At 67.6% G+C, this 22,165-nt stretch carries 22 protein-coding genes; 16 read left to right on the top strand and 6 right to left on the bottom strand.

Features of this window, described 5'->3' with window-relative positions:
- Positions 1-88 precede the first annotated feature (88 nt).
- The 3 genes from TPAU_RS05930 to manA are packed head-to-tail and all read left to right on the top strand — an operon-like array spanning position 89 to position 3,832.
- On the top strand, positions 89-1,459 hold the full coding sequence (locus tag TPAU_RS05930; RefSeq protein WP_013125856.1) for a phosphomannomutase/phosphoglucomutase: 1,371 nt from the start codon (positions 89-91) through the stop codon (positions 1,457-1,459).
- A 49-nt stretch (positions 1,460-1,508) separates the two neighbouring features.
- Complete coding sequence (locus TPAU_RS05935) at positions 1,509-2,609, top strand: hypothetical protein (protein WP_013125857.1); 1,101 nt, start codon at positions 1,509-1,511, stop codon at positions 2,607-2,609.
- Entirely contained in the window at positions 2,609-3,832 is a 1,224-nt protein-coding gene (manA, locus tag TPAU_RS05940; RefSeq protein ID WP_013125858.1) for a mannose-6-phosphate isomerase, class I, read from the top strand. The genes TPAU_RS05935 and manA overlap by 1 nt, the downstream gene beginning before the upstream one ends.
- A 19-nt stretch (positions 3,833-3,851) precedes the next feature.
- Here the strand turns inward: manA and TPAU_RS05945 are convergent, their stop codons facing one another.
- Entirely contained in the window at positions 3,852-4,055 is a 204-nt protein-coding gene (locus TPAU_RS05945; protein ID WP_013125859.1) for a hypothetical protein, read from the bottom strand.
- Positions 4,056-4,245: 190 nt separating this feature from the next.
- Here TPAU_RS05945 and TPAU_RS05950 point away from each other — a divergent pair, with 190 nt between their 5' ends.
- Together TPAU_RS05950 and ahcY are read left to right on the top strand one after the other, a co-directional pair.
- On the top strand, positions 4,246-5,745 hold the full coding sequence (locus TPAU_RS05950) for an amino acid permease (protein ID WP_013125860.1): 1,500 nt from the start codon (positions 4,246-4,248) through the stop codon (positions 5,743-5,745).
- Between the two features lie 220 nt (positions 5,746-5,965).
- Entirely contained in the window at positions 5,966-7,441 is a 1,476-nt protein-coding gene (ahcY, locus tag TPAU_RS05955) for an adenosylhomocysteinase (RefSeq protein WP_041944766.1), read from the top strand.
- On the opposite strand, the gene TPAU_RS05960 is transcribed toward ahcY, so the two are convergent.
- Genes TPAU_RS05960 through TPAU_RS05970 form a run of 3 tightly spaced genes read right to left on the bottom strand, consistent with a single transcriptional unit; the run spans position 7,442 to position 9,949 of the window.
- Complete coding sequence (locus TPAU_RS05960; RefSeq protein WP_013125862.1) at positions 7,442-8,155, bottom strand: Rv0361 family membrane protein; 714 nt, start codon at positions 8,153-8,155, stop codon at positions 7,442-7,444.
- Entirely contained in the window at positions 8,142-8,669 is a 528-nt protein-coding gene (locus tag TPAU_RS05965) for a DUF1003 domain-containing protein (RefSeq protein WP_013125863.1), read from the bottom strand. Before TPAU_RS05965 ends, TPAU_RS05960 begins: the two co-directional genes overlap by 14 nt.
- Positions 8,666-9,949 (bottom strand): magnesium transporter MgtE N-terminal domain-containing protein, encoded by a 1,284-nt coding sequence (locus tag TPAU_RS05970; protein ID WP_013125864.1) that lies wholly within the window; start codon positions 9,947-9,949, stop codon positions 8,666-8,668. Before TPAU_RS05970 ends, TPAU_RS05965 begins: the two co-directional genes overlap by 4 nt.
- Positions 9,950-10,001: 52 nt before the next feature.
- Between TPAU_RS05970 and TPAU_RS05975 the strand changes: the two genes are divergently transcribed.
- The 10 genes from TPAU_RS05975 (at position 10,002) to TPAU_RS06020 (ending at position 19,210) form a co-directional block, all read left to right on the top strand.
- Positions 10,002-10,514, top strand: coding sequence for a general stress protein (locus tag TPAU_RS05975; RefSeq protein ID WP_013125865.1), 513 nt, complete (start codon positions 10,002-10,004; stop codon positions 10,512-10,514).
- A 150-nt stretch (positions 10,515-10,664) separates the two neighbouring features.
- Positions 10,665-11,663 carry an AurF N-oxygenase family protein gene (locus TPAU_RS05980; protein ID WP_013125866.1) on the top strand — a complete coding sequence of 333 codons (999 nt, stop codon included), beginning with the start codon at positions 10,665-10,667 and terminating at the stop codon, positions 11,661-11,663.
- Positions 11,664-11,708: 45 nt separating this feature from the next.
- Entirely contained in the window at positions 11,709-12,452 is a 744-nt protein-coding gene (locus tag TPAU_RS05985; protein WP_041944312.1) for a TetR/AcrR family transcriptional regulator, read from the top strand.
- A 146-nt stretch (positions 12,453-12,598) separates the two neighbouring features.
- Positions 12,599-14,050, top strand: a complete 1,452-nt coding sequence (locus TPAU_RS05990; RefSeq protein ID WP_013125868.1) for an extracellular solute-binding protein — start codon at positions 12,599-12,601, stop codon at positions 14,048-14,050.
- Positions 14,047-14,979, top strand: a complete 933-nt coding sequence (locus tag TPAU_RS05995; protein ID WP_013125869.1) for a carbohydrate ABC transporter permease — start codon at positions 14,047-14,049, stop codon at positions 14,977-14,979. The genes TPAU_RS05990 and TPAU_RS05995 overlap by 4 nt, the downstream gene beginning before the upstream one ends.
- A gap of 10 nt (positions 14,980-14,989) precedes the next feature.
- On the top strand, positions 14,990-15,823 hold the full coding sequence (locus tag TPAU_RS06000; RefSeq protein ID WP_013125870.1) for a carbohydrate ABC transporter permease: 834 nt from the start codon (positions 14,990-14,992) through the stop codon (positions 15,821-15,823).
- 28 nt (positions 15,824-15,851) lie between these two features.
- The gene (locus TPAU_RS06005; RefSeq protein WP_013125871.1) at positions 15,852-17,033 is read left to right on the top strand and encodes an ABC transporter ATP-binding protein; all 1,182 of its coding nucleotides are present in this window, start codon (positions 15,852-15,854) and stop codon (positions 17,031-17,033) included.
- A gap of 7 nt (positions 17,034-17,040) precedes the next feature.
- A complete protein-coding gene (locus TPAU_RS06010) occupies positions 17,041-17,721 on the top strand; it encodes a metallophosphoesterase family protein (protein ID WP_013125872.1) in 681 nt (226 codons plus the stop codon).
- A complete protein-coding gene (locus tag TPAU_RS06015) occupies positions 17,711-18,583 on the top strand; it encodes a ParB N-terminal domain-containing protein (RefSeq protein WP_013125873.1) in 873 nt (290 codons plus the stop codon). The genes TPAU_RS06010 and TPAU_RS06015 overlap by 11 nt, the downstream gene beginning before the upstream one ends.
- A 27-nt stretch (positions 18,584-18,610) precedes the next feature.
- On the top strand, positions 18,611-19,210 hold the full coding sequence (locus tag TPAU_RS06020; protein WP_013125874.1) for a suppressor of fused domain protein: 600 nt from the start codon (positions 18,611-18,613) through the stop codon (positions 19,208-19,210).
- On the opposite strand, the gene TPAU_RS06025 is transcribed toward TPAU_RS06020, so the two are convergent.
- On the bottom strand, positions 19,207-20,007 hold the full coding sequence (locus tag TPAU_RS06025; RefSeq protein ID WP_013125875.1) for a hypothetical protein: 801 nt from the start codon (positions 20,005-20,007) through the stop codon (positions 19,207-19,209). The two genes, TPAU_RS06020 and TPAU_RS06025, sit on opposite strands and share 4 nt — an antisense overlap.
- Before the next feature lie 42 nt (positions 20,008-20,049).
- On the bottom strand, positions 20,050-21,126 hold the full coding sequence (corA, locus tag TPAU_RS06030) for a magnesium/cobalt transporter CorA (RefSeq protein WP_013125876.1): 1,077 nt from the start codon (positions 21,124-21,126) through the stop codon (positions 20,050-20,052).
- Positions 21,127-21,216: 90 nt separating this feature from the next.
- Here corA and TPAU_RS06035 point away from each other — a divergent pair, with 90 nt between their 5' ends.
- Positions 21,217-22,116 carry a type 2 periplasmic-binding domain-containing protein gene (locus tag TPAU_RS06035; protein ID WP_013125877.1) on the top strand — a complete coding sequence of 300 codons (900 nt, stop codon included), beginning with the start codon at positions 21,217-21,219 and terminating at the stop codon, positions 22,114-22,116.
- Positions 22,117-22,165 lie beyond the last annotated feature (49 nt).

Genomic DNA, 22,165 nt, shown 5'->3' on the forward strand with positions numbered 1-22,165 from the left:
CTGGTGTCCGGCGGAACCGATAGGGTGAAGCGTCCGCACGGGCACATCGTGATGCCCGGGTGCGACCGATATGAGGAGGATCGAAGGCGTGGTGCGACCGCTGGAGTCGGTACAGGCTGTGATCAAGGCGTACGACGTGCGCGGTCTGGTCGGCGAGCAGATCGACGAGGACTTCGTCCGTGACGTGGGTGCCGCGTTCGGCGCCCTGATGCGCACCGAGGGCGCCACCGACATCGTGATCGGGCACGATATGCGCGATTCCTCGCCGTCGCTGTCCGCCGCCTTCGCCGAGGGAGCCATCGCGCAGGGCGTGAATGCGACTCTCATCGGTCTCGCCTCCACCGACGAGTTGTATTTCGCGTCCGGGCTGCTGGATTGCCCCGGCGCGATGTTCACCGCCTCGCACAATCCCGCCGCGTACAACGGCATCAAACTGTGCCGCGCCGGTGCCAAGCCCGTCGGGCAGGAGAGCGGTCTGCGGCAGATCACCGAGCAGGTCGCCGAAGGAGTGCCCGGCTTCGATGGTGCGCCCGGCCGGATCAGTGAGCGGGACGTCCTCGATGAGTACGGCGAGTACCTCCGGGGGCTCGTGGATCTGTCCGATTCGCGCCCCTTGCGGGTGGCCGTCGATGCCGGCAACGGGATGGGTGGTTTCACGGTGCCGTCCGTGCTCGGCCCCGTCGACGCACTGGATGTGCGGCCCTTGTACTTCGAGCTCGATGGCCGCTTCCCCAATCACGAGGCCAACCCGCTCGATCCGAAGAACCTCGTCGACCTCCAGAAGTTCGTCGTCGAGCAGGGCGCTGATATCGGCCTCGCCTTCGACGGCGACGCCGACCGTTGCTTCGTGGTCGACGAGAAGGGCGCGCCCGTTTCGCCCTCCGCCGTGACCGCTCTGGTCGCCGAGCGGGAGCTCGCGAAGAACCCCGGCGCCACCGTGATCCACAACCTGATCACCAGCAAGGCCGTGCCCGAGATCATCGTCGAGAACGGTGGTACCCCGGTGCGCACCCGCGTGGGGCATTCCTTCATCAAGGCGCAGATGGCGCAGACCGGTGCCGTATTCGGTGGTGAGCACTCCGCGCACTACTACTTCCGCGAGTTCTGGGGTGCCGACTCCGGCATGCTGGCCGCGATGCACGTGCTGGCCGCCCTCGGCGAGCAACCGGCGCCGCTCTCGGAGCTCATGAGCGGGTACGACCGGTACGCCGCATCCGGAGAGATCAATTCGACGGTGGCCGATCAGGCCGAGCGCACCCGGGCCGTCCTGGACGCCTTCCGGGACGAGACTGCGAGCACGGATGAACTGGACGGCGTGACGGTACAGTTGGATTCGGGTGCCTGGTTCAATCTTCGCGCGTCCAACACCGAGCCGCTGCTGCGGCTCAACGTCGAGGCCGCCACGCCCGACGAGGTGCAGGCGCTGACCGAGCGCATCCTGGCGATTGTGCGCGCCTGAGCGGAAGGAAACGCGTGTTGACTCCGAACGGGCGAGGACGGAGGAGACCGTGACCGAGGTGGCCGATCTCGATGACCCCGCCGGCTTGATCGCCGCCGATGTCGGTGGACATCTGCGGTCGGCGGCCCTCGGCGGGGCCCAGGTACGGGCCGTCGCGTCGTTGGTCGACGACGGTGCGCTCGCCCCACTCGACGGATTCGCGCCGCGCGCCGTGGTGGTGGTCTGTGGTGCCGGGCCGGCCGCGGCGGCAGCCGGCTTCGTGGAGGCGCTCACCGCGGGTCGGCTCGACGTACCGCTGGTCCGCTCCACCGAGCTGCCGCCCTGGGTGGGCGCGCTCGACGTGGTGATCGTGTGCGGCTTCGACGCAGGCGATCTGGTGCTGGCGCGGGCGATCGCCGTCGCTGCCCGTCGCGGAGCCACCGTGGTAGTAGCGGTTCCCATGGAGGGGCCGGTGGCCGAGGCGGCCGCCGGTCGCGCGATCGATCTCTCCCCGCGGCTCCGGGTGCCCGAGCGGTTCGGCTTCGTCGGTGTGGCCGCAGCGCTACTGGCCGTGATCGGCCGCCTCAGCGGCACCGACAAGGACGCCGAGCCCGGCCGTGGGTACCTGTTCACCCTCGCGGACGCGCTCGACGAGGAGGCGCTGCGTGGGCACCCCGATCGCGGCCTGGAGACCAATCCGGCCAAGCAGCTCGCCGCACGGCTCGCGGGCCGCAGGGTGGCGCTCACCGCAGATTCCGCCGCGGGGCTGGCTATCGCGGAACATGCGGCATCGCAGGCACTCACGCTCGGCGGTCAGGTGGTGGCCGCGGTCGGCCTCGCCGACGTCGAACTGGCCACGCCCGAGTTGGCCGCGGCACCGTCGGGCGGCGCGCTCGGCGCGAGCACGGTGGACCCGCTGTTCCACGACCCGTTCTTGGACGGTCCCGCCGCGCAGGTACCGCTGCGGGTGCTGATCCTCACGGTGCGCGATCGCGCGGCGCAGGTGGCGGCGCGGATGCGCGCGCTTCCCGATGTCGAGTCGCTGCCGATCGATGAGGACGGCGCAGAAGCGGGCGAACGATCACCACGCGTCGAGGCGACCGATCTGCTGTCTCTGGCGGTACGGTTCGATCTCGCGTCGGTGTACCGGCGCCTGACAGGGGAGGCGTGATGCAGCGGGTCGAGGGCGTGATCCGTCCGTACGCGTGGGGTTCGCGCACGGTGTTGGCCGCGATGCAGGGCCGTCCCGTGCCGTCGAATCATCCCGAAGCCGAGCTCTGGTTCGGTGCGCACCCCGCCGACCCGGCTCGGCTGGACGACGGTACGGATCTGCTCGGCACCATCTCGGGTGACCCCGAGGGTGAACTCGGCGCGCCGTGCCGAGCGGAGTTCGGCGATACCCTGCCGTACCTGGTGAAGGTGCTGGCGGCCGACGAGCCGTTGTCGTTGCAGGCGCATCCCTCCGCGGAGCAGGCGCGCGAGGGTTTCGCTCGGGAGAACGCCGCAGGCATTCCGCTCGACGATCCCGAACGCAATTACCGCGATCCCTTCCACAAGCCGGAGGTGGTGGTCGCGCTGAGCCGGTTCGAGGCGCTCGCCGGTTTCCGTGATCCGGCCGCCACGATGGAACTGCTGCGTGCCCTGGCCGTACCCGAACTGGACACCTACCTGGGCCTGCTCGCCGGGCAGCCCGATTCGCAAGGCCTCCGCGCCCTGGTGACCACCTGGATCACGCTTCCGCAGCCCGCACTGGCCTCGCTGGTGCCCGAGGTCTTGGCAGGCTGCGTGCGCTACCTGGAGTCCGGCGCCGACCGGTTCCGGGGCGAGGCGAAGCTGGCGCTCACGCTGGGGGAGCGTTACCCGGACGATGCGGGGGTACTCGCTGCGTTGCTGCTCAACCGGATCGAGTTGCAGCCCGGCGAGGCGCTGTACCTCGCGGCGGGGAATCTGCACGCCTACATCAGTGGCGCCGCGGTCGAGGTGATGGCGAACTCGGACAACGTGCTGCGTGGCGGGCTCACGCCGAAGCACGTCGATGTCCCGGAACTGTTGCGGGTCTTGGATTTCGCCCCGCGCGAGCCCGCGGAGCTGGCGCCCACCACGTCGGTGGTGGGACCGGAGGTGGTGTTCGCGACGCCCGCGCCGGAGTTCCGTGTCTCGCGGGTGCGGCTGGATGGAACAGCGCTCAAGCGCGCGGCGTCGGTGGAGCTGGACGCACGCGGCCCGCAGCTGCTCGTGGTGACCGCCGGGACGATCACGGTGCGCAGTGCGGGCCGGTCTGTGGACATCGCCGCCGGTAGTGGCCTGTGGATGCCCGCATCGGATCCCGGGGTCGTGGTGACCGCGCACTCACCGGCGGCGGAGTTCTTCCGCACGCTGGTGGGCGGCCACTAGGCCCGGGGCCTCGCCGGGGTCAGTAGCCGGGAAGGTTCTCGTAGAAGGCCTCCGGAATGTCGAAGGTCTGCATCGTCGAGACCGCCTCGGGAGCGGGGATCGCGGCGGTGAGCACAGCGAGGGGCCTGCCATCGCGGGTGAGCAGCACGTCGTCGCCGCCCTCCACGATGCCCAATAGCTGCGCCACGGTCTGATCGGTGGTGTGCGCGAATGTCTTGGTCATAGGCCCGACGGTAAGGGTTACTTGCCAGTACGCCAACGACTTTCGCGTACTCGCCGGTAACACCGAGGAGTAACTTGTGTGGTTAACTTTCTTGTTTCCCAGGTCGTGCGCTGGGCAAAGTGTCGCGCGATGGGGCTGGTGTGGTGTTTGATCTAAATCTTACGTTCGGGAATCGGAGAGGGAGAACCCCATGTCTAACCCGCTGCTGCGCACCAAAACGGTGGAGCAGTCCATCGCCGATACCGAAGTCGTCGGCACCCGCTTGAAGAAGCAGCTCACCGCCTGGGATCTGACGATCTTCGGGGTCGCGGTCGTCGTCGGCGCGGGCATCTTCACGGTCGGTGCCTCGACCGCCGGCGATTTCGCCGGACCCGCGGTCTCCGTGTCGTTCGTGATCGCGGCCGTCGCATGCGGGCTCGCCGCACTCTGCTATGCCGAGTTCGCGTCCACGCTCCCGGTGGCAGGCTCGGCCTACACATTCTCGTACGCCACCTTCGGCGAATTCGCCGCTTGGATCATCGGCTGGGACCTGGTTCTGGAGTTCTCCATCGCTGCGGCTGCCGTCGCGAGCGGGTGGTCGAGCTACGTGGGCACCGTGTTCGGGACCGCGGCACCGGTCGTGGAGATCGGTGGTGTCCGGGTGGACTGGGGCGCGATGCTCATCGTCGCGGTGCTGACGGTGCTGCTGACCTTCGGCGCCAAGGTCTCCTCCCGCGTCTCCGCAGTGATCACCGCGATCAAGGTGGCCGTGGTGCTGCTCGTCATCGTGGTGGGCGCCTTCTACATCAAGGGCTCCAACTACAGCCCGTTCGTCCCCGAGTCGGTTCCCGGTGAGAGCAGCGGGGCTTCCTGGTCATCGACGCTGTTCCAGGTGATCAGCGGCGGATCGGGGTCGACCTACGGCTGGTACGGCGTGCTCGCAGGCGCGTCGATCGTGTTCTTCGCGTTCATCGGCTTCGACATCGTCGCCACCTCCGCGGAGGAGACTCTGCGTCCGCAGCGTGACGTGCCGCGCGGCATTCTCGGGTCGCTGGCGATCGTCACCGTGTTGTACATCGCCGTCACCGTGGTGGTGACCGGTATGGCGAGCTACAAGGATCTGGCGACCAGCGCGGGCAACGGCAAGGAGAAGAACCTCGCCTACGCGTTCTCCCTGAACGGGGTCGATTGGGCCGCGACGATCATCTCGATCGGCGCTTTGGCCGGCCTGACCACCGTGGTGATGGTCCTGCTGATGGGCCAGAACCGCGTCCTGTTCGCCATGGCCCGGGACGGCCTGCTGCCGCGCCAGCTGGCCAAGACCTCCGATCGAGGTGTCCCGGTGCGGATCTCCGTCGGCGTCGGCGTCGTGGTCGCGGTCTTCGCCGGTCTTGTGCCGCTGAGCGAGCTGGCCTCGCTGATCAACATCGGCACCCTATTCGCGTTCGTGCTCGTGTCGATCGGCGTGATCGTGCTCCGGAAACAGCGCCCGGACCTCAAGCGCGGATTCCGTGCCCCGCTCGTACCTCTGGTGCCGATCCTCTCTGTGCTCGCCTGCGGCTGGCTGATGCTCAACCTGTCGTTGGAGACGTGGTTCCGGTTCGTGGTGTGGATGGCGCTCGGCGTGATCGTCTACTTCGTCTACTCGAAGAACCACTCGGTGCTGGGCCGCCGCGAGCGAGGCGAGGTCATCGAGTCGCTGGCCGACTGACCGTTCGTGGACGAAGCCGCGGTAGGCCGTTCGTGGACGAAGCCGCGGTAGGCAGACTGTCTACCGCGGCTTCTCCGCTGTGATCGTCGTCCCGCTCCCGTTTCGGCTTCCCGCCCCCGTTGTGAGGGGAGCGGGAAGGCATATCGGGAGCGGGAATCTGGCGCACGTACCCGCGTCGAGCAGCGGGGCGGCGGGTGCTGAACACACTGGTAGCGATAGCCTGGGGAACGTGACTACTGCGTTGACCGCCGATACGGCGAACGGAATCGATTTCAAGGTTGCGGACCTCTCGCTCGCCGAGTCGGGCCGCAAGCAGCTGCGTCTGGCTGAGCACGAGATGCCCGGACTGATGGCGCTGCGTCGTGAGTACGCCGATGTGCAGCCGCTCAAGGGTGCTCGGATCTCGGGCTCGCTGCATATGACGGTGCAGACGGCGGTACTGATCGAGACGCTGGCCTCGCTCGGCGCCGAGGTGCGCTGGGCCTCCTGCAACATCTTCTCCACCCAGGATGAGGCCGCTGCGGCAGTGGTGGTGGGCCCGAACGGCACTCCGGAGGCGCCGCAGGGTGTGCCGGTGTTCGCCTGGAAGGGCGAGACGCTGGAGGAGTACTGGTGGTGCGCCGAGCAGATGCTCACCTGGCCGAACGAGCCGGCCAACATGATCCTCGACGACGGTGGCGATGCCACCATGCTGGTGCTGCGCGGCGCGCAGTTCGAGGCCGCGGGCGTCGTCCCGCCCACTGACGAGGACGCCGACAGCGCCGAGTACCAGGTGTTCCTGGCCCTGCTGCGCGAGTCGCTGGCCAAGGACGCCACCAAGTGGTCGACGATCGCCGAGTCGGTCAAGGGCGTCACCGAGGAGACCACCACCGGCGTGCTGCGGCTGTACCAGTTCGCCGCCGCAGGCGAGCTTGCCTTCCCGGCGATCAACGTCAACGACTCGGTCACCAAGAGCAAGTTCGACAACAAGTACGGCACCCGCCACAGCCTCATCGACGGCATCAACCGCGGCACCGACGTGCTCATCGGCGGCAAGAAGGTGCTCATCACCGGCTACGGCGATGTGGGCAAGGGCTGCGCCGAGTCCCTGGCGGGCCAGGGCGCGCGCGTGCAGGTCACCGAGATCGACCCCATCAACGCCCTGCAGGCGCTGATGGACGGCTTCGACGTGGTCACCGTCGAGCAGGCCATCGGCGACGCCGACATCGTGATCACCTCGACGGGCAACAAGGACATCATCCTGCTCGAGCACATGAAGGCGATGAAGGACCACGCGATCCTGGGCAACATCGGCCACTTCGACAACGAGATCGACATGGCGGGCCTGGAGAAGTCGGGCGCCGTGCGCCTGAACATCAAGCCGCAGGTAGACCAGTGGACCTTCGGTGACACCGGCAAGTCGATCGTCGTGCTCTCCGAGGGCCGCCTGCTGAACCTGGGCAACGCGACCGGTCACCCGTCGTTCGTCATGTCCAACAGCTTCAGCAACCAGGTGATCGCGCAGATCGAGCTGTGGACCAAGCCCGACGAGTACGACAACGAGGTCTACCGCCTGCCGAAGCACCTCGACGAGAAGGTCGCCAAGATCCACGTCGAGGCACTGGGTGGCACCCTCACTAAGCTCACCAAGGAGCAGGCCGAGTACATCGGCGTCGACGTCGAGGGCCCGTACAAGCCCGAGCACTACCGCTACTGATCAGCGCACCGTCGCCGAACTGACGCACACCCGCCACCCTCCGGATTCCTTCCGGAGGGTGGCGGTGTCAGTAATGGTCTGCGGCAGCGACACCGACTGGCCCACCGGCTCGATCGTCTCTTCCGCGGTCGCGGTGCCGGAGCCGGCATCGACCGCCACCGATTTCACCGTCACTTTCCAACTGCCGCCCGGCCCGATCAGCGAGTCGACCTCTGCAGCGAAGGTCTGTTGCGTGAATTGCTGTTGCAGGAGAGCCTGATCCGTCGCGCAGCGGGTAGCGATGAGGGCATTCAGGTCACGCTTGTTCTGCGCGTCCGTCTCGGCCTGGATGACGGATCGGATCTGCGCCTCGTCGTCCCCTCCCCGGGAGGACAGGATGATCCACGTGGCGCCGACGATGATCGCGATGATCATCGCGGTGGCGCCCACGATGATCCAGATCGTCCGGTCGGTGCCCGATGGTGCGGGCCGCACCGGGCCGGGGTACGGGGGAACCTGTCTGCCGACCGGTGCCGCAGGAGGGGCTGGTGCGGGATAGGTTGCGGTACCGCCGGTCACGGCGCTCCCGGTGAGATAGGGGGTACCCGACGCGGACACCGGACCGCCCTGCCCGTACGCGGTGCGCGGTGGCGGCGGCGGTGCGATGCCCAGTTCCCGGTAGGTCTGCGGCGGTAGCACCGGATACAGCAGCTCGCGCGGATCAGTCTGGCGCATGGGACTTCTCCTTCGGCTTGTGCTGCGAATGCTCCAGCGATTGCAGCAGGGCCGTCAGTGCATCGAGCTTCTCGTGCACGTCGTCGAGTTCGCGGCGGATGTAATCGCGGCTGGCGGCCTCGCCGACGGCCAGTCGTACCGAAGCGAGTTCGCGGGCAAGGAATTCGGTATCCGCCTTAGTCTGTGCTGCGCGCATCCGGTCCTCGTCGAGCGAGACCCGGTCGCGGCTCTCCTGCCGGTTCTGGGCCAGCAGGATCAGCGGTGCCGCATACGCGGCCTGGGTCGAGAAGGCCAGGTTGAGCAGGATGAACGGATACGGATCGAATCGGAACGCCACCCAGCTGACGTTGATCGCGATCCATACCACCACGATCACCGTCTGGATCGCGAGATACCTTCCGGTACCGAGGAATCGGGCGACGCGCTCGGCGCCCTGGCCGATCATGTCCTCGCCGAGGTTGAGACCGATGCTGCGATTGAGCCGCGGCGTATCGAGCCGGGAGCGATCGGTCATCGGGCCTCCTCCACGCGGTTCTCGTCCTCGTCGCGCCAGTCTTCGGGCAGCAGGTGGTCGAGCAGGTCGTCCACCGATACCGCACCCAACATGTGGTTCTCCGCATCGATCACCGGACCCGCCACCAGGTTGTACGCCGCGAAATACCGGGTCACGTCACCGAGCGGATCGTCGGGACTGAGCTTCGGCAGATCGGTGTCGACGATGCCTCCCACCAGATCCGCGGGTGGCTCGCGCAGGAGCTTCTGCAGGTGCACCGCACCGATGTAGCGGCCTGTGGGGGTGGCCGTCGGGGGCCGTACGACGAACACCATGCTGGCCAACGCCGGCGTGATATCGGGGTTGCGGGCCCGCGCCAGCGCCTCGGCCACCGTGGTCGACGGGGTGACCACGATCGGCTCGGGCGTCATCATGCCGCCGGCGGTGTAGGGGGAGAAGGTGAGCAGCCGCCGGACGGTGCCCGAGTCCTCGGGGTCCATCACCGTCAGTAGTTCCTCGCGCTGCCGGACCGGGAGCTCTCCGAGCAGGTCGGCGGCATCGTCGGGGTCCATCGCCTCGAGAACATCGGCGGCGCGGGCCTTGGACAGGTGCGCGATCACCTCGGTCTGATCGTCGGTGCCGAGCTCCTGCAGGACGTCGGCGAGTCGCTCGTCGTCGAACGCGGCGGCGATCGCGAGCATGCGATCGGTCGGCAACTCGCGCAACGCCTGGGCCACGTCGGTCGCGCGCATATCGTCGTACATGGTCAGCGCCTCCGCCACATCCTGGTCGGTGCGCGTGATCGCCGTGGTCGTGAAACCGGTGACATGCGAGAGATCGACGACGTGGACGCCACCCCGTCGGCCCAGTCCCCGGCCGCGTACCCGGACCGCGAGACGGTGCACCACCCAATCGCGCGTCCGGGTCTGCTCGATGCCGACGTCCACGACGGAGGCGTCGGCACCGTCGTAGCTCTCACCGGGCTCGTCGACCCGGACGCGGGTACCGAGCACCTGCCCCAGTACGAGCGCCTCGCCCGGACGTAGATGCAGGCGGCGCAGGCTGACCGAGCCGGTATTGAGGGTCACCGCGGCTGCTTCGATGCTGGTCACGCGGAGAATCGGGACGAAGATGCGGCGGCGGTTGGCGAGTTCCACGGCCAGTCCCAGGACGCGCGGTGCCTTCCGGTCGGACCGTAGACCGATCACGGCGTCTCGAACTCGGCCGATGGATTCACCGTCCGGGCCCACCACCGGGAGGCCCGCGAGCCGCGCCACGAATACTCTGGAGACAGCCGACATGGTCTTCAGGGTAGTTTCGATTCCGACGTCACATACGAAGGAGGGCGCCGAAATGTCCAATCCGTTGTCCGGGCCCGGGGGTCAGAACCAGCCGGGAGGTGCCGGCGGGCGGAGGCTCCCGACCAAGCCGAACGGCTGGCCGATCGGCTCCTACACCACCTACGCCGAGGCGCAGCGCGCCGTGGACTACCTCTCCGATCAGGAGTTCCCGGTGCAGAACGTGACCATCGTGGGCGTCGACCTGATGCAGGTCGAGCGGATCACGGGCCGTCTCACGTGGGGGCGCGTGCTGGGTGCGGGTGCGGGATCCGGTGCCTGGCTGGGCCTGTTCTTCGGTCTGCTCGTCGGCCTGGTGATGGGCCAGCTTGCGACCACCGTGATCGCCGGTGTGATCGGCGGCGTGGTCTTCGGCCTCATCTCGACCGCCGTGCCGTACGCCGCTTCGCGCGGCACTCGCGATTTCTCGTCGACGATGCAGCTCGTGGCGGGTCGCTACGACGTGCTGTGCGATCCGCACCATGCGGAGCAGGCGCGGGACATGCTCGCCCGCCTCAACATCCAGTAACCGCACCAGCGGTCGATGACGCCGCCCCGCCACGTAGTCGTGGCGGGGCGGCGTTCGTCGTTGCGGCGCAGATCGCGGCGAAACTATTTACCGGGTCCAACAGTCCTGCTAAATTGCGAGGAGGTGATAGGAATCACAAGGAGGACTCTCATGGCTGACATCCTGGGACGCACCGGCGCCACCGCATTCGACCAGGGGTACGTCGACACCCTCGCCGACCTGTCCGACGGATCGGTGCACCGTCGATTCGATCCGTACCTCGATATCGACTGGGAATCGCCCGAACTCCGCCTCGATCCGAACGACCCGCGCTGGGTGCTGCCGCCCACTCTCGATTCGCTCGGTGCCACCCGGTGGTACCGCGACCTGCCACTGGAGCGCCAGATCGAGATCGGGAAGTGGCGTATGGCCAACACCATCAAGGTGGGAGCGGCCTTCGAATCGATCCTGATCCGCGGAATGATGCAATACATCATGAAGCTCCCGAACAAGTCGCCGGAGTTCCGCTACTGCCTCCACGAGATGACGGAGGAGTGCAACCACATCCAGATGTTCCAGGAGCTGGTGAACCGCATCGACGTCGACGTGCCCGGTATGCGCAAGCGATTCCGCCGCGCGTCGCCGATGATCGGCGTGCTGGGCGGCTACGCCCACGTGATCCTCTTCATGGGCATTCTCGGCGGCGAAGAGCCGATCGACCACTACCAGAAGGCGATCATGCGGCACGGCGGTGAACTGCCGCCGCTCGTGTTGCGCACCATGCAGATCCACGTCGCCGAGGAGGCCCGGCACATCACCTTCGCGCACGAATTCCTGCACGCGCATCTACAGGGGATGACGAAGCGGCAGAAGCGGATCTGCGCGCTGGCCTTCCCGCTCGCGATGCGCTGGCTGGTGGGCGAGATCTTCACTCCGCCCAAGGAATTCTTCGAGCTGTTCGACGTGCCACGCGAGGTCAGGCGTGAGGCCTTCTGGCGCGGCCCTATCGCCCGCGCTCTGTTGAACGACTACTTCGCCGAGATGCGTGCCCTCGCCGACGACCTCGGTTTGATGACGCCGACGGGTCGGCGGATCTGGAAGTTGCTCAAGATCGACGGCCATCACGCCCGCTACCGCGGCGAACCCACCCGCCCAGCGCAGGCGGCGTGATCAAGGCCGATGCGCGCGCTTGTGTGGCGCGTAGCATCGGCCGGTATGGCCACGCCCACCGAGGAACCCGGCTCCGGGTACGAACTGCGCTGGCGTGCGCACAATTCGCAGCGGCGCGATCTGATCCTGCGTGCAGCGGCCCAACTCGTCGAGGAATCCGAACCGGGTGCTCCGATCGCGGTGCAGCGCATCGCAGAGCGCGCCGGGCTCGTGAAATCGGTGGTGTACCGCCAGTTCAAGAGTAAGGATGAGTTGGCGCGAGCACTGCGGGGCTATGTCGTCGATACCTTCGCCGCCGAACTCGAGGCCGACCTCGACGTCTCCACCGGCACTCTGCGGGAGATCCTTCGCCGTTCCGTCGCCTCGGCGGCCGGGTGGATGCAGGACAACCCTCGCCTGGTGGACCTGCTGCGCTCCGGGCCCAGCGATGCCGCCCCCGATGCTCCGGACGCGATGAGCGATCTCAAACAGCGCATCGTGACGCGGGCGCACGCCACCATCGACGGGATCTCGGCGCTCACCGGCCGCGACGCCACCGGATTCGTCACCGTGCCGTTCGTCGTCTTCACGATGGTGGAGTCCACCCTCACGAGTTGGGTGCGCGGCGAGGATCGGGTTCGTGATCTCACCCGCGCCGAGGTAGTCGAATCACTCACGGACATCACCTGGTTCGTGCTCGACGGTGCCGCCCGCGGGATCGGGATCGAGGTCGATCCGGACGCCGAGTTCAGTGAGGTTCTGCAGCGACTGGCACAGCCGCCCGCCGTCGCCCCGCACACCGCAGGGTGACGGCACCGTCGGGCGATTCCCGGGCTCTGCGCAATCCGGACGCCCGATCTGGCACGATAATGCCGAATGTGGTTCACCTCACCGCTCGCGTCCGCTAACTTTCGTCTGCGACGCCTCCGGTCGGGGGCGGCATAAGGAGGCGGAGCGTGAGCACCGGACCGAGATCAGGGTTCGCCCCTGGGCGTACCGCGAAGCTGGCTGCGGCCGGAATCGCCGCCACCATGGGGGTGACGATCCTGGCGGGCTGCGGGGCCAAGGAGGACGGCGTCACCCTCAACGTGTACGCGCCCGCCGACGGCGCCACCCTCGTCAAAGAGGTGGCCGGAGACTGTTCGACCAGCGGGTACACCGTGGTCGGCCACGCCCTTCCCAAGAGCGCCGACGATCAGCGCCTGCAACTGGCCCGTCGGGTGACCGGTAACGACCGCACCATGGACCTGATGGGGCTGGACGTGAACTGGACCGCGGAGTTCGCGGAGGCGGGCTGGATTCTCCCGCTGCCCGAGAATCTGACCCGGACGGCGGAGAAGACCGTGCTCGCGGGCCCGCTCAAGACCGCCATGTGGCAGGACAAGCAGTACGCGGCGCCGGCCTGGACCAACACCCAACTGCTCTGGTACCGCAAGGACGCGCTGGAAAAGGTGCTCGGCCGCAAGATCGGCCCCGGTGTCCCCAAGCTCACCTGGGACCAGGTGGTGCAATACGCGGAGAAATCCGGTCAACTCGGTGGCCCGACACAGATCGAGGCCCAGGCCGCGCAGTACGAGGGCGTGGTGGTGTGGTTCAACTCGCTGCTCGAAAGCGCCGGTGGCCGGATGGTGGCCGACGACGGAAAGACGGTGACGCTCACCGACACCCCGGAGCACCGCGCCGCCACGGTCAAGGCGCTCTCGATCATGAAGGCCGTGGCCACTGCGCCCGGCCGCGATCCATCGTTCACCCAGCTCAAAGAGGGCGAGTCGCGCCTGGCGATGGAGTCGGGCAAGGCGATCTTCCAAGTCAACTGGCCCTTCGTTTTCGCGGGCGTCAAGCAGAACGCCGCGGCGGGCTCGGTGCCGTTCCTGCCCGAGCTCACCAAGTACGACGCGTTGCTCAATCCTCCCAAGGACGAGAAGAATCCGCCCGAGCCGACGGTCGCGCAGCTGGGCGAGATCAACAACCTGACCCGGCAGAAATTCGACTTCGCCCCCTTCCCATCGGTGATCCCCGGTAAGCCCGCGAAGACCACCGTGGGCGGCATCAATTTCGCCGTCTCGAAGACCACCCGGTACGAGAAGCAGGCCTTCGAGGCGCTCGCCTGCCTCACGAACGAGGCCGCCGAGCGGAAGTACGCCGTCAAGGGCGGTACCCCACCGGTCCTGCCGAAGCTCTATGACGATCCCGAGTTCCGCAAGGCCTACCCGATGGCCACCCTGATCCGGGACCAATTGCAGGACAACACCGCCGCGGTGCGGCCGATCACACCCCAGTATCAGGCGATGTCCACGCTGCTCCAGGCCACGCTCGCCCCGGTGGGGGCGTGGGATCCCGAACAGCTCGCGGACCGGCTCGCTGATGCGGCTGAGAAGGCCATGAATGGAAAGGGCCTGGTGCCATGACATCCGGAGCGACCGCCACCGTCGAACGGATAGAGCCCGCACCCGCGAGTGAGGGTCAGCGGGCGGAGAAGCGTCTGGGCCTGATGCTGATCGCGCCCGCCGCGATCGTGATGCTCGCGGTCACGGCGTACCCGATCATCTACGCGTTCTGGCTGAGCCTGCAGAAGTCGTCGCTGGCCGCGCCCGGGCAGGACGAGTTCGTGGGCCTGGGCAACTACGCCACCGTGCTGCAGGACGGCTACTGGTGGCAGGCGTTGGGCATGACCACGTTGATCACCGTGGTGTCGGTGGTGATCGAGTTCGTGCTGGGCATGGCCATCGCATTGGTGATGCACCGGACCATCGTCGGCAAGGGGGTGGTGCGTACCGTCGTGTTGATCCCCTACGGCATCGTCACGGTGGTCGCGGCGTTCTCCTGGTTCTATGCCTGGACTCCCGATACCGGCTATCTGGCGAACCTGCTGCCCGATGGCACCGCACCGCTCACCGAGCAGCGGCCGTCGGTGGCCGTGATCATCCTGGCCGAGGTGTGGAAGACCACGCCGTTCATGGCGCTGTTGCTGCTGTCGGGTCTGGCCCTGGTGCCCGACGACCTGCTCAAGGCCGCCGCGCTCGACGGCGCCGGACCGTGGACCAGGCTCACCAAGATCATCATCCCGCTGATGAAGCCGGCGATCCTGGTGGCGCTGCTGTTCCGCACGCTGGACGCGTTCCGGATCTTCGACAACATCTACATCCTCACCAACGGCAGCAACGGGACGGGGTCGGTCTCGATCCTGGGCTACGACAACCTGTTCAAGGCGTTCAACCTGGGCGTGGGGTCGGCGATCTCGGTACTGATCTTCATCTGCGTCGCGATCATCGCATTCATCTTCGTCAAGGCCTTCGGTACCGCAGTGCCGGGCGCCGACTCCGACGATCGACGGTAGGGGAAAGTACATGGCTGCCAATACCGCCGGCCGCAAGCTGGCCTGGAGCGCGATCGATCTGCTGGTGATCGCGTATGCGCTGATCCCGGTGTTGTGGATCATCTCGCTGTCGTTCAAGCCGATCGCCACGGTCGGCGACGGGTCGTTCATTCCGAAGAATCCGACCCTCGACAACTACACCGCGATCTTCTCCGGCAACGGATTCGTCCGGCCGTTGATCAACTCGATCGGCATCGCCCTGATCTCCACCGTGATCGCGGTGATCATCGGCATGTTCGCCGCCTACGCGGTGGCCCGGTTGCAGTTCCCCGGCAAGAAGTTGTTCGTGGGCGCGGCGCTGCTCATCGCGATGTTCCCGCAGGTCTCGCTGATCACGCCGCTGTTCAACATCGAGCGGAAGGTGGGGCTGTTCAACACCTGGCCGGGCCTGATCCTGCCGTACATCACGTTCGCCCTGCCGCTCACGGTGTACACCCTCTCGGCGTTCTTCCGAGAGATCCCCTGGGAACTGGAGAAGGCCGCCAAAATGGACGGCGCCACTCCGGCGCAGGCGTTCCGCCGCGTGATCGCACCGCTGGCCGCGCCCGGTGTGGTGACCGCCGCGATCCTGGTGTTCATCTTCTGCTGGAACGACCTGCTGTTCGCGCTGTCGCTGACCGCGACGGACGCGTCGATCACCGCTCCGGTGGCGATCGTGAACTTCACCGGCAGTAGCGAGTTCGAGACCCCCACCGGTTCCATCTCGGCGGCCGCCGTGATCGTGACCATCCCCATCATCATCTTCGTGCTGATCTTCCAGCGACGGATCGTTGCCGGGTTGACCTCCGGCGCGGTCAAGGGCTGACGTCGGAAAGTACTCAAGGAGCAAAACTATGGCTGACATCGTCCTGGACCACGTCAACAAGACCTACCCCGACGGCAGCACCGCCGTCAGCGACATCAACCTGGAGATCGCCGACGGCGAGTTCGTGATCCTGGTCGGGCCTTCGGGTTGCGGAAAGTCGACCACGCTGAACATGATCGCGGGCCTGGAGGACATCTCGGGCGGCGAGCTGCGCATCGGTGGCGCGCGGATGAACGAGAAGGCGCCCAAGGACCGCGACATCGCCATGGTCTTCCAGTCCTACGCGCTGTACCCGCATATGACGGTGCGCGAGAACATCGCCTTTCCCCTGAAACTGGCGAAACTCGGCAAGGATGAGATCAACGCCAAGGTCGAGGACGCCGCGCGCACCCTCGACCTGACTCAGCACCTCGACCGCCGTCCCAGCCAACTCTCCGGTGGCCAGCGGCAGCGAGTCGCGATGGGCCGCGCAATCGTCCGCAGCCCCAAGGCCTTCCTGATGGACGAGCCGCTGTCGAACCTGGACGCGAAGCTGCGTGTGCAGATGCGCACCGAGGTCTCCCGGCTGCAGAAGCGCCTCGGCACCACCATGGTCTACGTGACCCACGACCAGACCGAGGCCATGACCCTCGGCGACCGTGTGGTGGTTCTCAAGAGCGGCGACGTCCAGCAGATCGGCGCCCCGCAGGAGCTCTACGACCGCCCGTCGAACCTGTTCGTCGCAGGCTTCATCGGTTCGCCGGCGATGAACTTCGTGCCCGGACGGCTCACCTCCGTGGGGATCAACACCGCGCTCGGGGAGATCCTGCTACTCGACGCGCCCACACTCGCGGACAAGGCCGCTGCCGCGGGCAATAAGACCGGTGACGTGATCGTCGGTATCCGCCCCGAGCACTTCGAGGACGCTCGCCTGCTCGATCCCAACCAGCGGGTCGGCGGACTCACGTTCACCGCCAAGGTCGACGTCCTCGAATCGATGGGCTCGGATAAGTTCGTGCACTTCGGTGTCCCAGCCGAGACGGGGCGGGTGGACGCGCTCGCCGATCTGAGCCCGGGCGAGCAGGCCGCCCCGCTCGACGGTGTCGACGAGGTGGTCGCTCGTCTCTCCGCCGATTCCACTGCCGCCCGGGGTGCGGAGGTCGAGCTCTACTACGACCCCGCGAAGATCTCCGTGTTCGACCGTGCCACCGGCACCAATCTGGCTCTGTAACACCGCAGTGCGCGTTCTGGCAGTCAGCGACGAGGAGGTACCCGGGCTCACCCTGGCCTCGACGACGTTGCGACCCGATCTGATTCTCGGCGCCGGTGACCTTCCGGGGGCGTACCTGGAATCGCTCATGGACCGCTACGGCGTGCCCTGCGTCTTCGTGCCCGGCAATCACGATCCTGATCACGGCGGATTCCGCCGCACCCGCGGTGGCTACCTCCGCGGTGGGCTGCCCGCGGAACCACCGGGTCCGCGCGGCGGGGTCAACGCCGACGGGCGAGTGGTGACCGTGGCCGGTCTCACCGTGGCGGGCCTCGGCGGTTCGATCCGGTACCACGACGGCGCGAACCAGTGGACGCAGGGACAATTGGCGCGTCGCGCGTGGCGCCTGCGCCAGGCCGCGCGACTGGGCCGTCGTACGGTGGACGTGGTGCTCACTCATTCTCCTGCAGCCGGGGTCGGCGACGGCGACGACTCCCCGCACCGCGGTTTCACGGCACTGGGTACGCTCGTGTCCCGACTGCGACCGCAGGTGTTCGTGCACGGGCATGTCCACCCGCACGGCAGGCCCGGCCCCGACCTCACCATCGGTGCCGTGCCGGTCCTGAACACGGTGGGCTACACCTATTTCGACATCACCCCCGGCGATCCCGGGGCCTACACCATCCGGGAGCGACGACGTGGCGCGTGATACCGGCTTCCCCGATGCGGACGCCCGATCCGACTTCGAACGCTCCCGGCGCCGCGCCGAAATAGCCCGGCTCGCGTCGTGGATCCGACGCCGCCCCGGCGACGTCAACGATGTGCTGCCCTACGACGAGGTGGTCGGCGCGCTCGGTATGGTCACCGAACGCAATCTCGGCCTGCAGGTGGTCCCCACCGCACAGATCGTCGGCAGCGTCGACCGCACACGAGATTTCGACCGCTACTTCCGTCCCCGCACACCCGCGCTGCGGGCCCGCTGGCAGCGGCTCGCCGCCGCCCAACGTCGCGGCGAAGCGATGCCGCCGATCGAGGTGAAGAAGGTCGGCGACATGTACTTCGTGGTGGACGGCCATCACCGCGTGTCGATCGCCTTCGCCCGCGGCTTCGCCACGATCGACGCCTACGTCACCGAGGTGATGACCCGGGTAGGCGCGGACGGGATCTCGGTTCGCTCGGACCTCCTGCTCAAGGATCATCGCCGGCTGTTCCTCGAACGCGTGCCGTTGACGGGTGAGGCGCGCGACCGCGTGCGCATGACCAACGCGTGGGACTACTCGGTGCTCGCGGAATCGGTGGAGGCGTGGGGATTCCGGCTGGTCCAGGAGACGGGGCAGTACCTCTCCCGGGAGGACGTCGCGAACCGCTGGTACCGCGACGAATTCAGTCCGGTCGTGGCGATGGCCCGCGACGCCGGCATCATGGCGCAGTCCACCGATGCCGAGGTCTACGTCTTCGTCTCGTGCGAGCGGTACCGGCTCGTGCGCAGCCACGAGTGGAGCCCCGAGATCATCGACGAGGTAGGGGAGCGGACCACCCGCAAGCCCTGGCAACCGGGCCAATTCTTCTGACCCCGGCGGGCTCGTAGGATCGGAGCCGTGACTTCCGTGGTGGACGACGTCCGGGCACACCTTTCGGCGTACTACGACGGGCGCGACTTCGCGCCGCCCGTCGCCGCATCGGTGACTTTCCTCGGCCTGGAGCCGATGACGGTGCTGCGCTGGATCGGATCCGGGGCGCGCACCGTCGCCTTCGCGAGCCTCGGCTGCTCGCGGCACCCGATGACCGACCCCAACGCGATCGTGGCGGTCGAGGACGGACCACGTGCCGAAGTGATCCTCGAACTGCGCCCCGCCGCCGACGGACCCGGCGCCGCGCTCGACGGAGTGCATCGATCCGTCGCGATCCTGGCCGCCTCGCCCGCCGTGGAGGGCCTCGTGCTGGCTCCGGATGCATTGGTCGACCTCGGCACCCCGCTCTGGGCGGGGGCGCCGTTCACGGCCGTGTTGCTGGGCGAGTCGGCCGTGCCGGATCTGGAGCGCGACGGCGAGCCCGTCCGATTCCTGCGCGCCGACCCGATCACCGCCAACGAGGCGGCGTGGGTGCGGCTCAAGGGCGCCGCGGCACTGCGCGAGGCCTGGGCCGAGGCGGGTATCGACCCGGCCGATCCTGGGCGGCCCGCGGCGCGCGAGGTCTAGTCCCGGTCTGGGGCGTCGAAGAGGGGATCGTCGGCCGGTGGTGCGTCGAACAGCGGATCGGCGGCGACGCCCTGCGGAGCGGACTGCGGCACCTCGGCCATGCCCGCAGGTGTGGTCGGCTCGGGTGCGACCTGTGCGGGAGGTGGCGTCCCGAACGCCACGTCCGCGGCCCAACCGGCCAGGATCGACAGAGTGATCGGGAGGACGGCGACGACGACATTCGCCAGTTGGACGCGCCACCCCGTTTCGATGAACCAGTCGAAGTTCGTCTGCAGCACCCAGGGGCCGAGCACGGTGAACAGTGCGGGTACGGGCAGCGACCACAGCCACGCCGAACTTCGACGCCGTGCAATGCCCCAGGCCGCCCAGATGAACACGTAGCTGAAAATTCCGGTGGCGACGATGATGAACCAGTAGACCGGGTCCGACCACCAATCGGCGCTCCCGTCATAGCCGGGCTCGCTCATTCTGGCCATCGTCCACTGGGTCGATAGCCGGCCGACCACTTTCGCCCCGATCACGCTCGCGATGATCACGATCACCGCGACGATGGCCTTCGGTTTCGATCGCGCGGCGTACAGCAGATAGAGCGCAAGCAGTACTTCGGTCGACGACCGAGCGGCGAACTCCGCGACCGGATTCTCCGGAAGGTACTGCGTGGCCGTCCCTCCCCACGTCGACCAGGCCGCCGCAACGAGACCGAAGAACGCGCTGCGCATCACCCAGACGTGCGCAGGGGCACCGTCGTTCCCGCGGGCCCACATTTCGCCGCGCCGGTCCCACAGCTCCCGGTTCATGAGCCGAGCGTACCTACGATTCAGGTCACCGCAGGGGAGGTGTCACAGCCACTTGATCCTGCGGAAGGTGATGAACAGGCCGAGACAGGCCAGCAGCATGACGGCGAGCACCGCGTAATAGGCGTAGCTCCAATGCAGTTCGGGCATGTTGTCGAAGTTCATACCGTAGATTCCCGCGATCATCGTGGGCACGGCGACCAGACCGATGATGGCCGACATCTTGCGCATGTCCTCGTTCTGCTGCATCCCGATCTTGGCGACCGCGGCGTCGATCAGTGAACTGAGTACGTCGTTGTAGGTCTCCACGTGATCGGCGACCATCGCCTGATGGTCCATGACGTCGGAGAAGTAGCGCCGGATCTCGCTGGGAACGATATCGTCGAAATCGCAGGTGAGGCGCTTGAGCGCGTGTGAGAGCGGATGGATTCCACGGCGCAGCTCCACCACATCGCGCTTGATCTGATAGATCTCGTCGACCTGGGTGCGGGCCCGGGCACGGAAGACGTCCTCCTCGACCCGATCGATGTCATCCTCCAGCAGATCGGAGACGGCGACGTAGGTGTCGACCACGTGATCGGCGACGGCGTGCATCACTGCCGACGGGCCCAACCTGAGCAGCCCGGGATTGCTCTCCAGGTTCCGGCGCACCCGGCGCAGGCTGCCGTGCTCGCCGTGCCGCACCGTGATCACATGATCGGGCCCCACCAGCACCATCACCTCGCCGGTCTCGATCAATCGGGCCATCGGGTCGGTGCGGTCGTGGCCCACGTAATTCACGGTCTTGAGGATGAGGAACAGGGCGTCGTCGAATCGATCGACCTTCGGACGGGTGTGCGTGACCAGCGTGTCTTCGACGGTCAGCGGGTGCAGTCCGAAGACTCTGGCGACCTCGTCCATCTGATGCTGATCCGGGTCGAGCATGCCGACCCAGACGTACCCCTCACCGCGGCGGCGCACCTCCTCGATCGCTTCGACGTAGCTGAACCGGCCGGGAAGGCGCTCCCCATCGATGTAGACACCGCAGTCGACGACGGCTCGGGCGACCGGGACGGGAACCCGCGGAACGGCTGCGTCGCGGCGCGGTGTACCCGCCCGGGGTAGGGACGGCATCGAGGGCATGCGCTGATATTAGACCCGGCGAACGGCGTCCGCGGTGCGCACGGGCAGGCGGATGCCACACCTGCGCGCGGCGCCGGGTAGAAAGAGGGCGTGAGAAGTCCGATCCTGCGCCTCGGCGCCGCGACCCTGCTCGCGGCCTCCCTCGCCGGCTGCTCCGACGGAGGTGACGCCTCTGATCTCGGGCCGCGCGCCAGCACGGGAACCGTGACCTTGGCGACCGCCGACGACATCGCGTCCCGGATCGAGGGGGTGATCTACGCGAACGCGCTGCGTGGCATCGGCACACCGGTGGAGGTCCGGCTCGGCATCGGACCCGGCGACGCCGCGGTGGCGGCCGTGGAGCGCGGCGAGGTCACTGTCGCCCCGGCGCTCACCGGAGCGCTGTGGGATCGGTACCGGCCGGGAGTTCCGCAGCCGGCTGCCGAGAAGAAGGAGACCAAGGACGCGAAGGCGCAGTGGGATGCGCAGTTCGTCGCCGTAAGCGCGGTACTTCCCGAAGGGCTCGGCCTGGGCGATCCGACGCTCGCGCTGGATCAGCCGATGCTTTACACCCGCACGGGAGGGGAACCCGCGAGCTTGCGCGATTGTGAGGGCCTGGCCGGGCCGGTCGCGGTCCCGCGCGGTAGCCCTGCCGACATCGCGGGGCGCTACGGTTGCGCGGTCGGGCCGGTCACCGTGGTCGACGACGATGCGGCGGCTGCGCGTGAGGTCACCGACGGCCGGGCCGGTCTCGCGCAACTGGGCACACTGTCGGCGGCCGCGCAGAAGCTGAATCAGGTCGCCGATCCGGACGGGGCGGTGCCCTCGCGCGCCGTGGTTCCGCTGTTCCGGCGCGACGGTCTCACATCGCAGCAGAATAAGCGGCTATCCGCGATCGCGGGCGAACTGACCACGATCGACCTGGCGGCCATGGTCGAGAAGGTGCGCTCAGGGGAGAAGACGGTCGACGAGGTGACTGGCCAGTGGGCCGCGGATCATCCGCTGCACTGACCCGAAATGACTGCCGCCCCGCATGAATCATGCGGGGCGGCAGTCATTG

Source organism: Tsukamurella paurometabola DSM 20162, from assembly GCF_000092225.1.
Taxonomy (GTDB): Bacteria; Actinomycetota; Actinomycetes; order Mycobacteriales; family Mycobacteriaceae; genus Tsukamurella; species Tsukamurella paurometabola.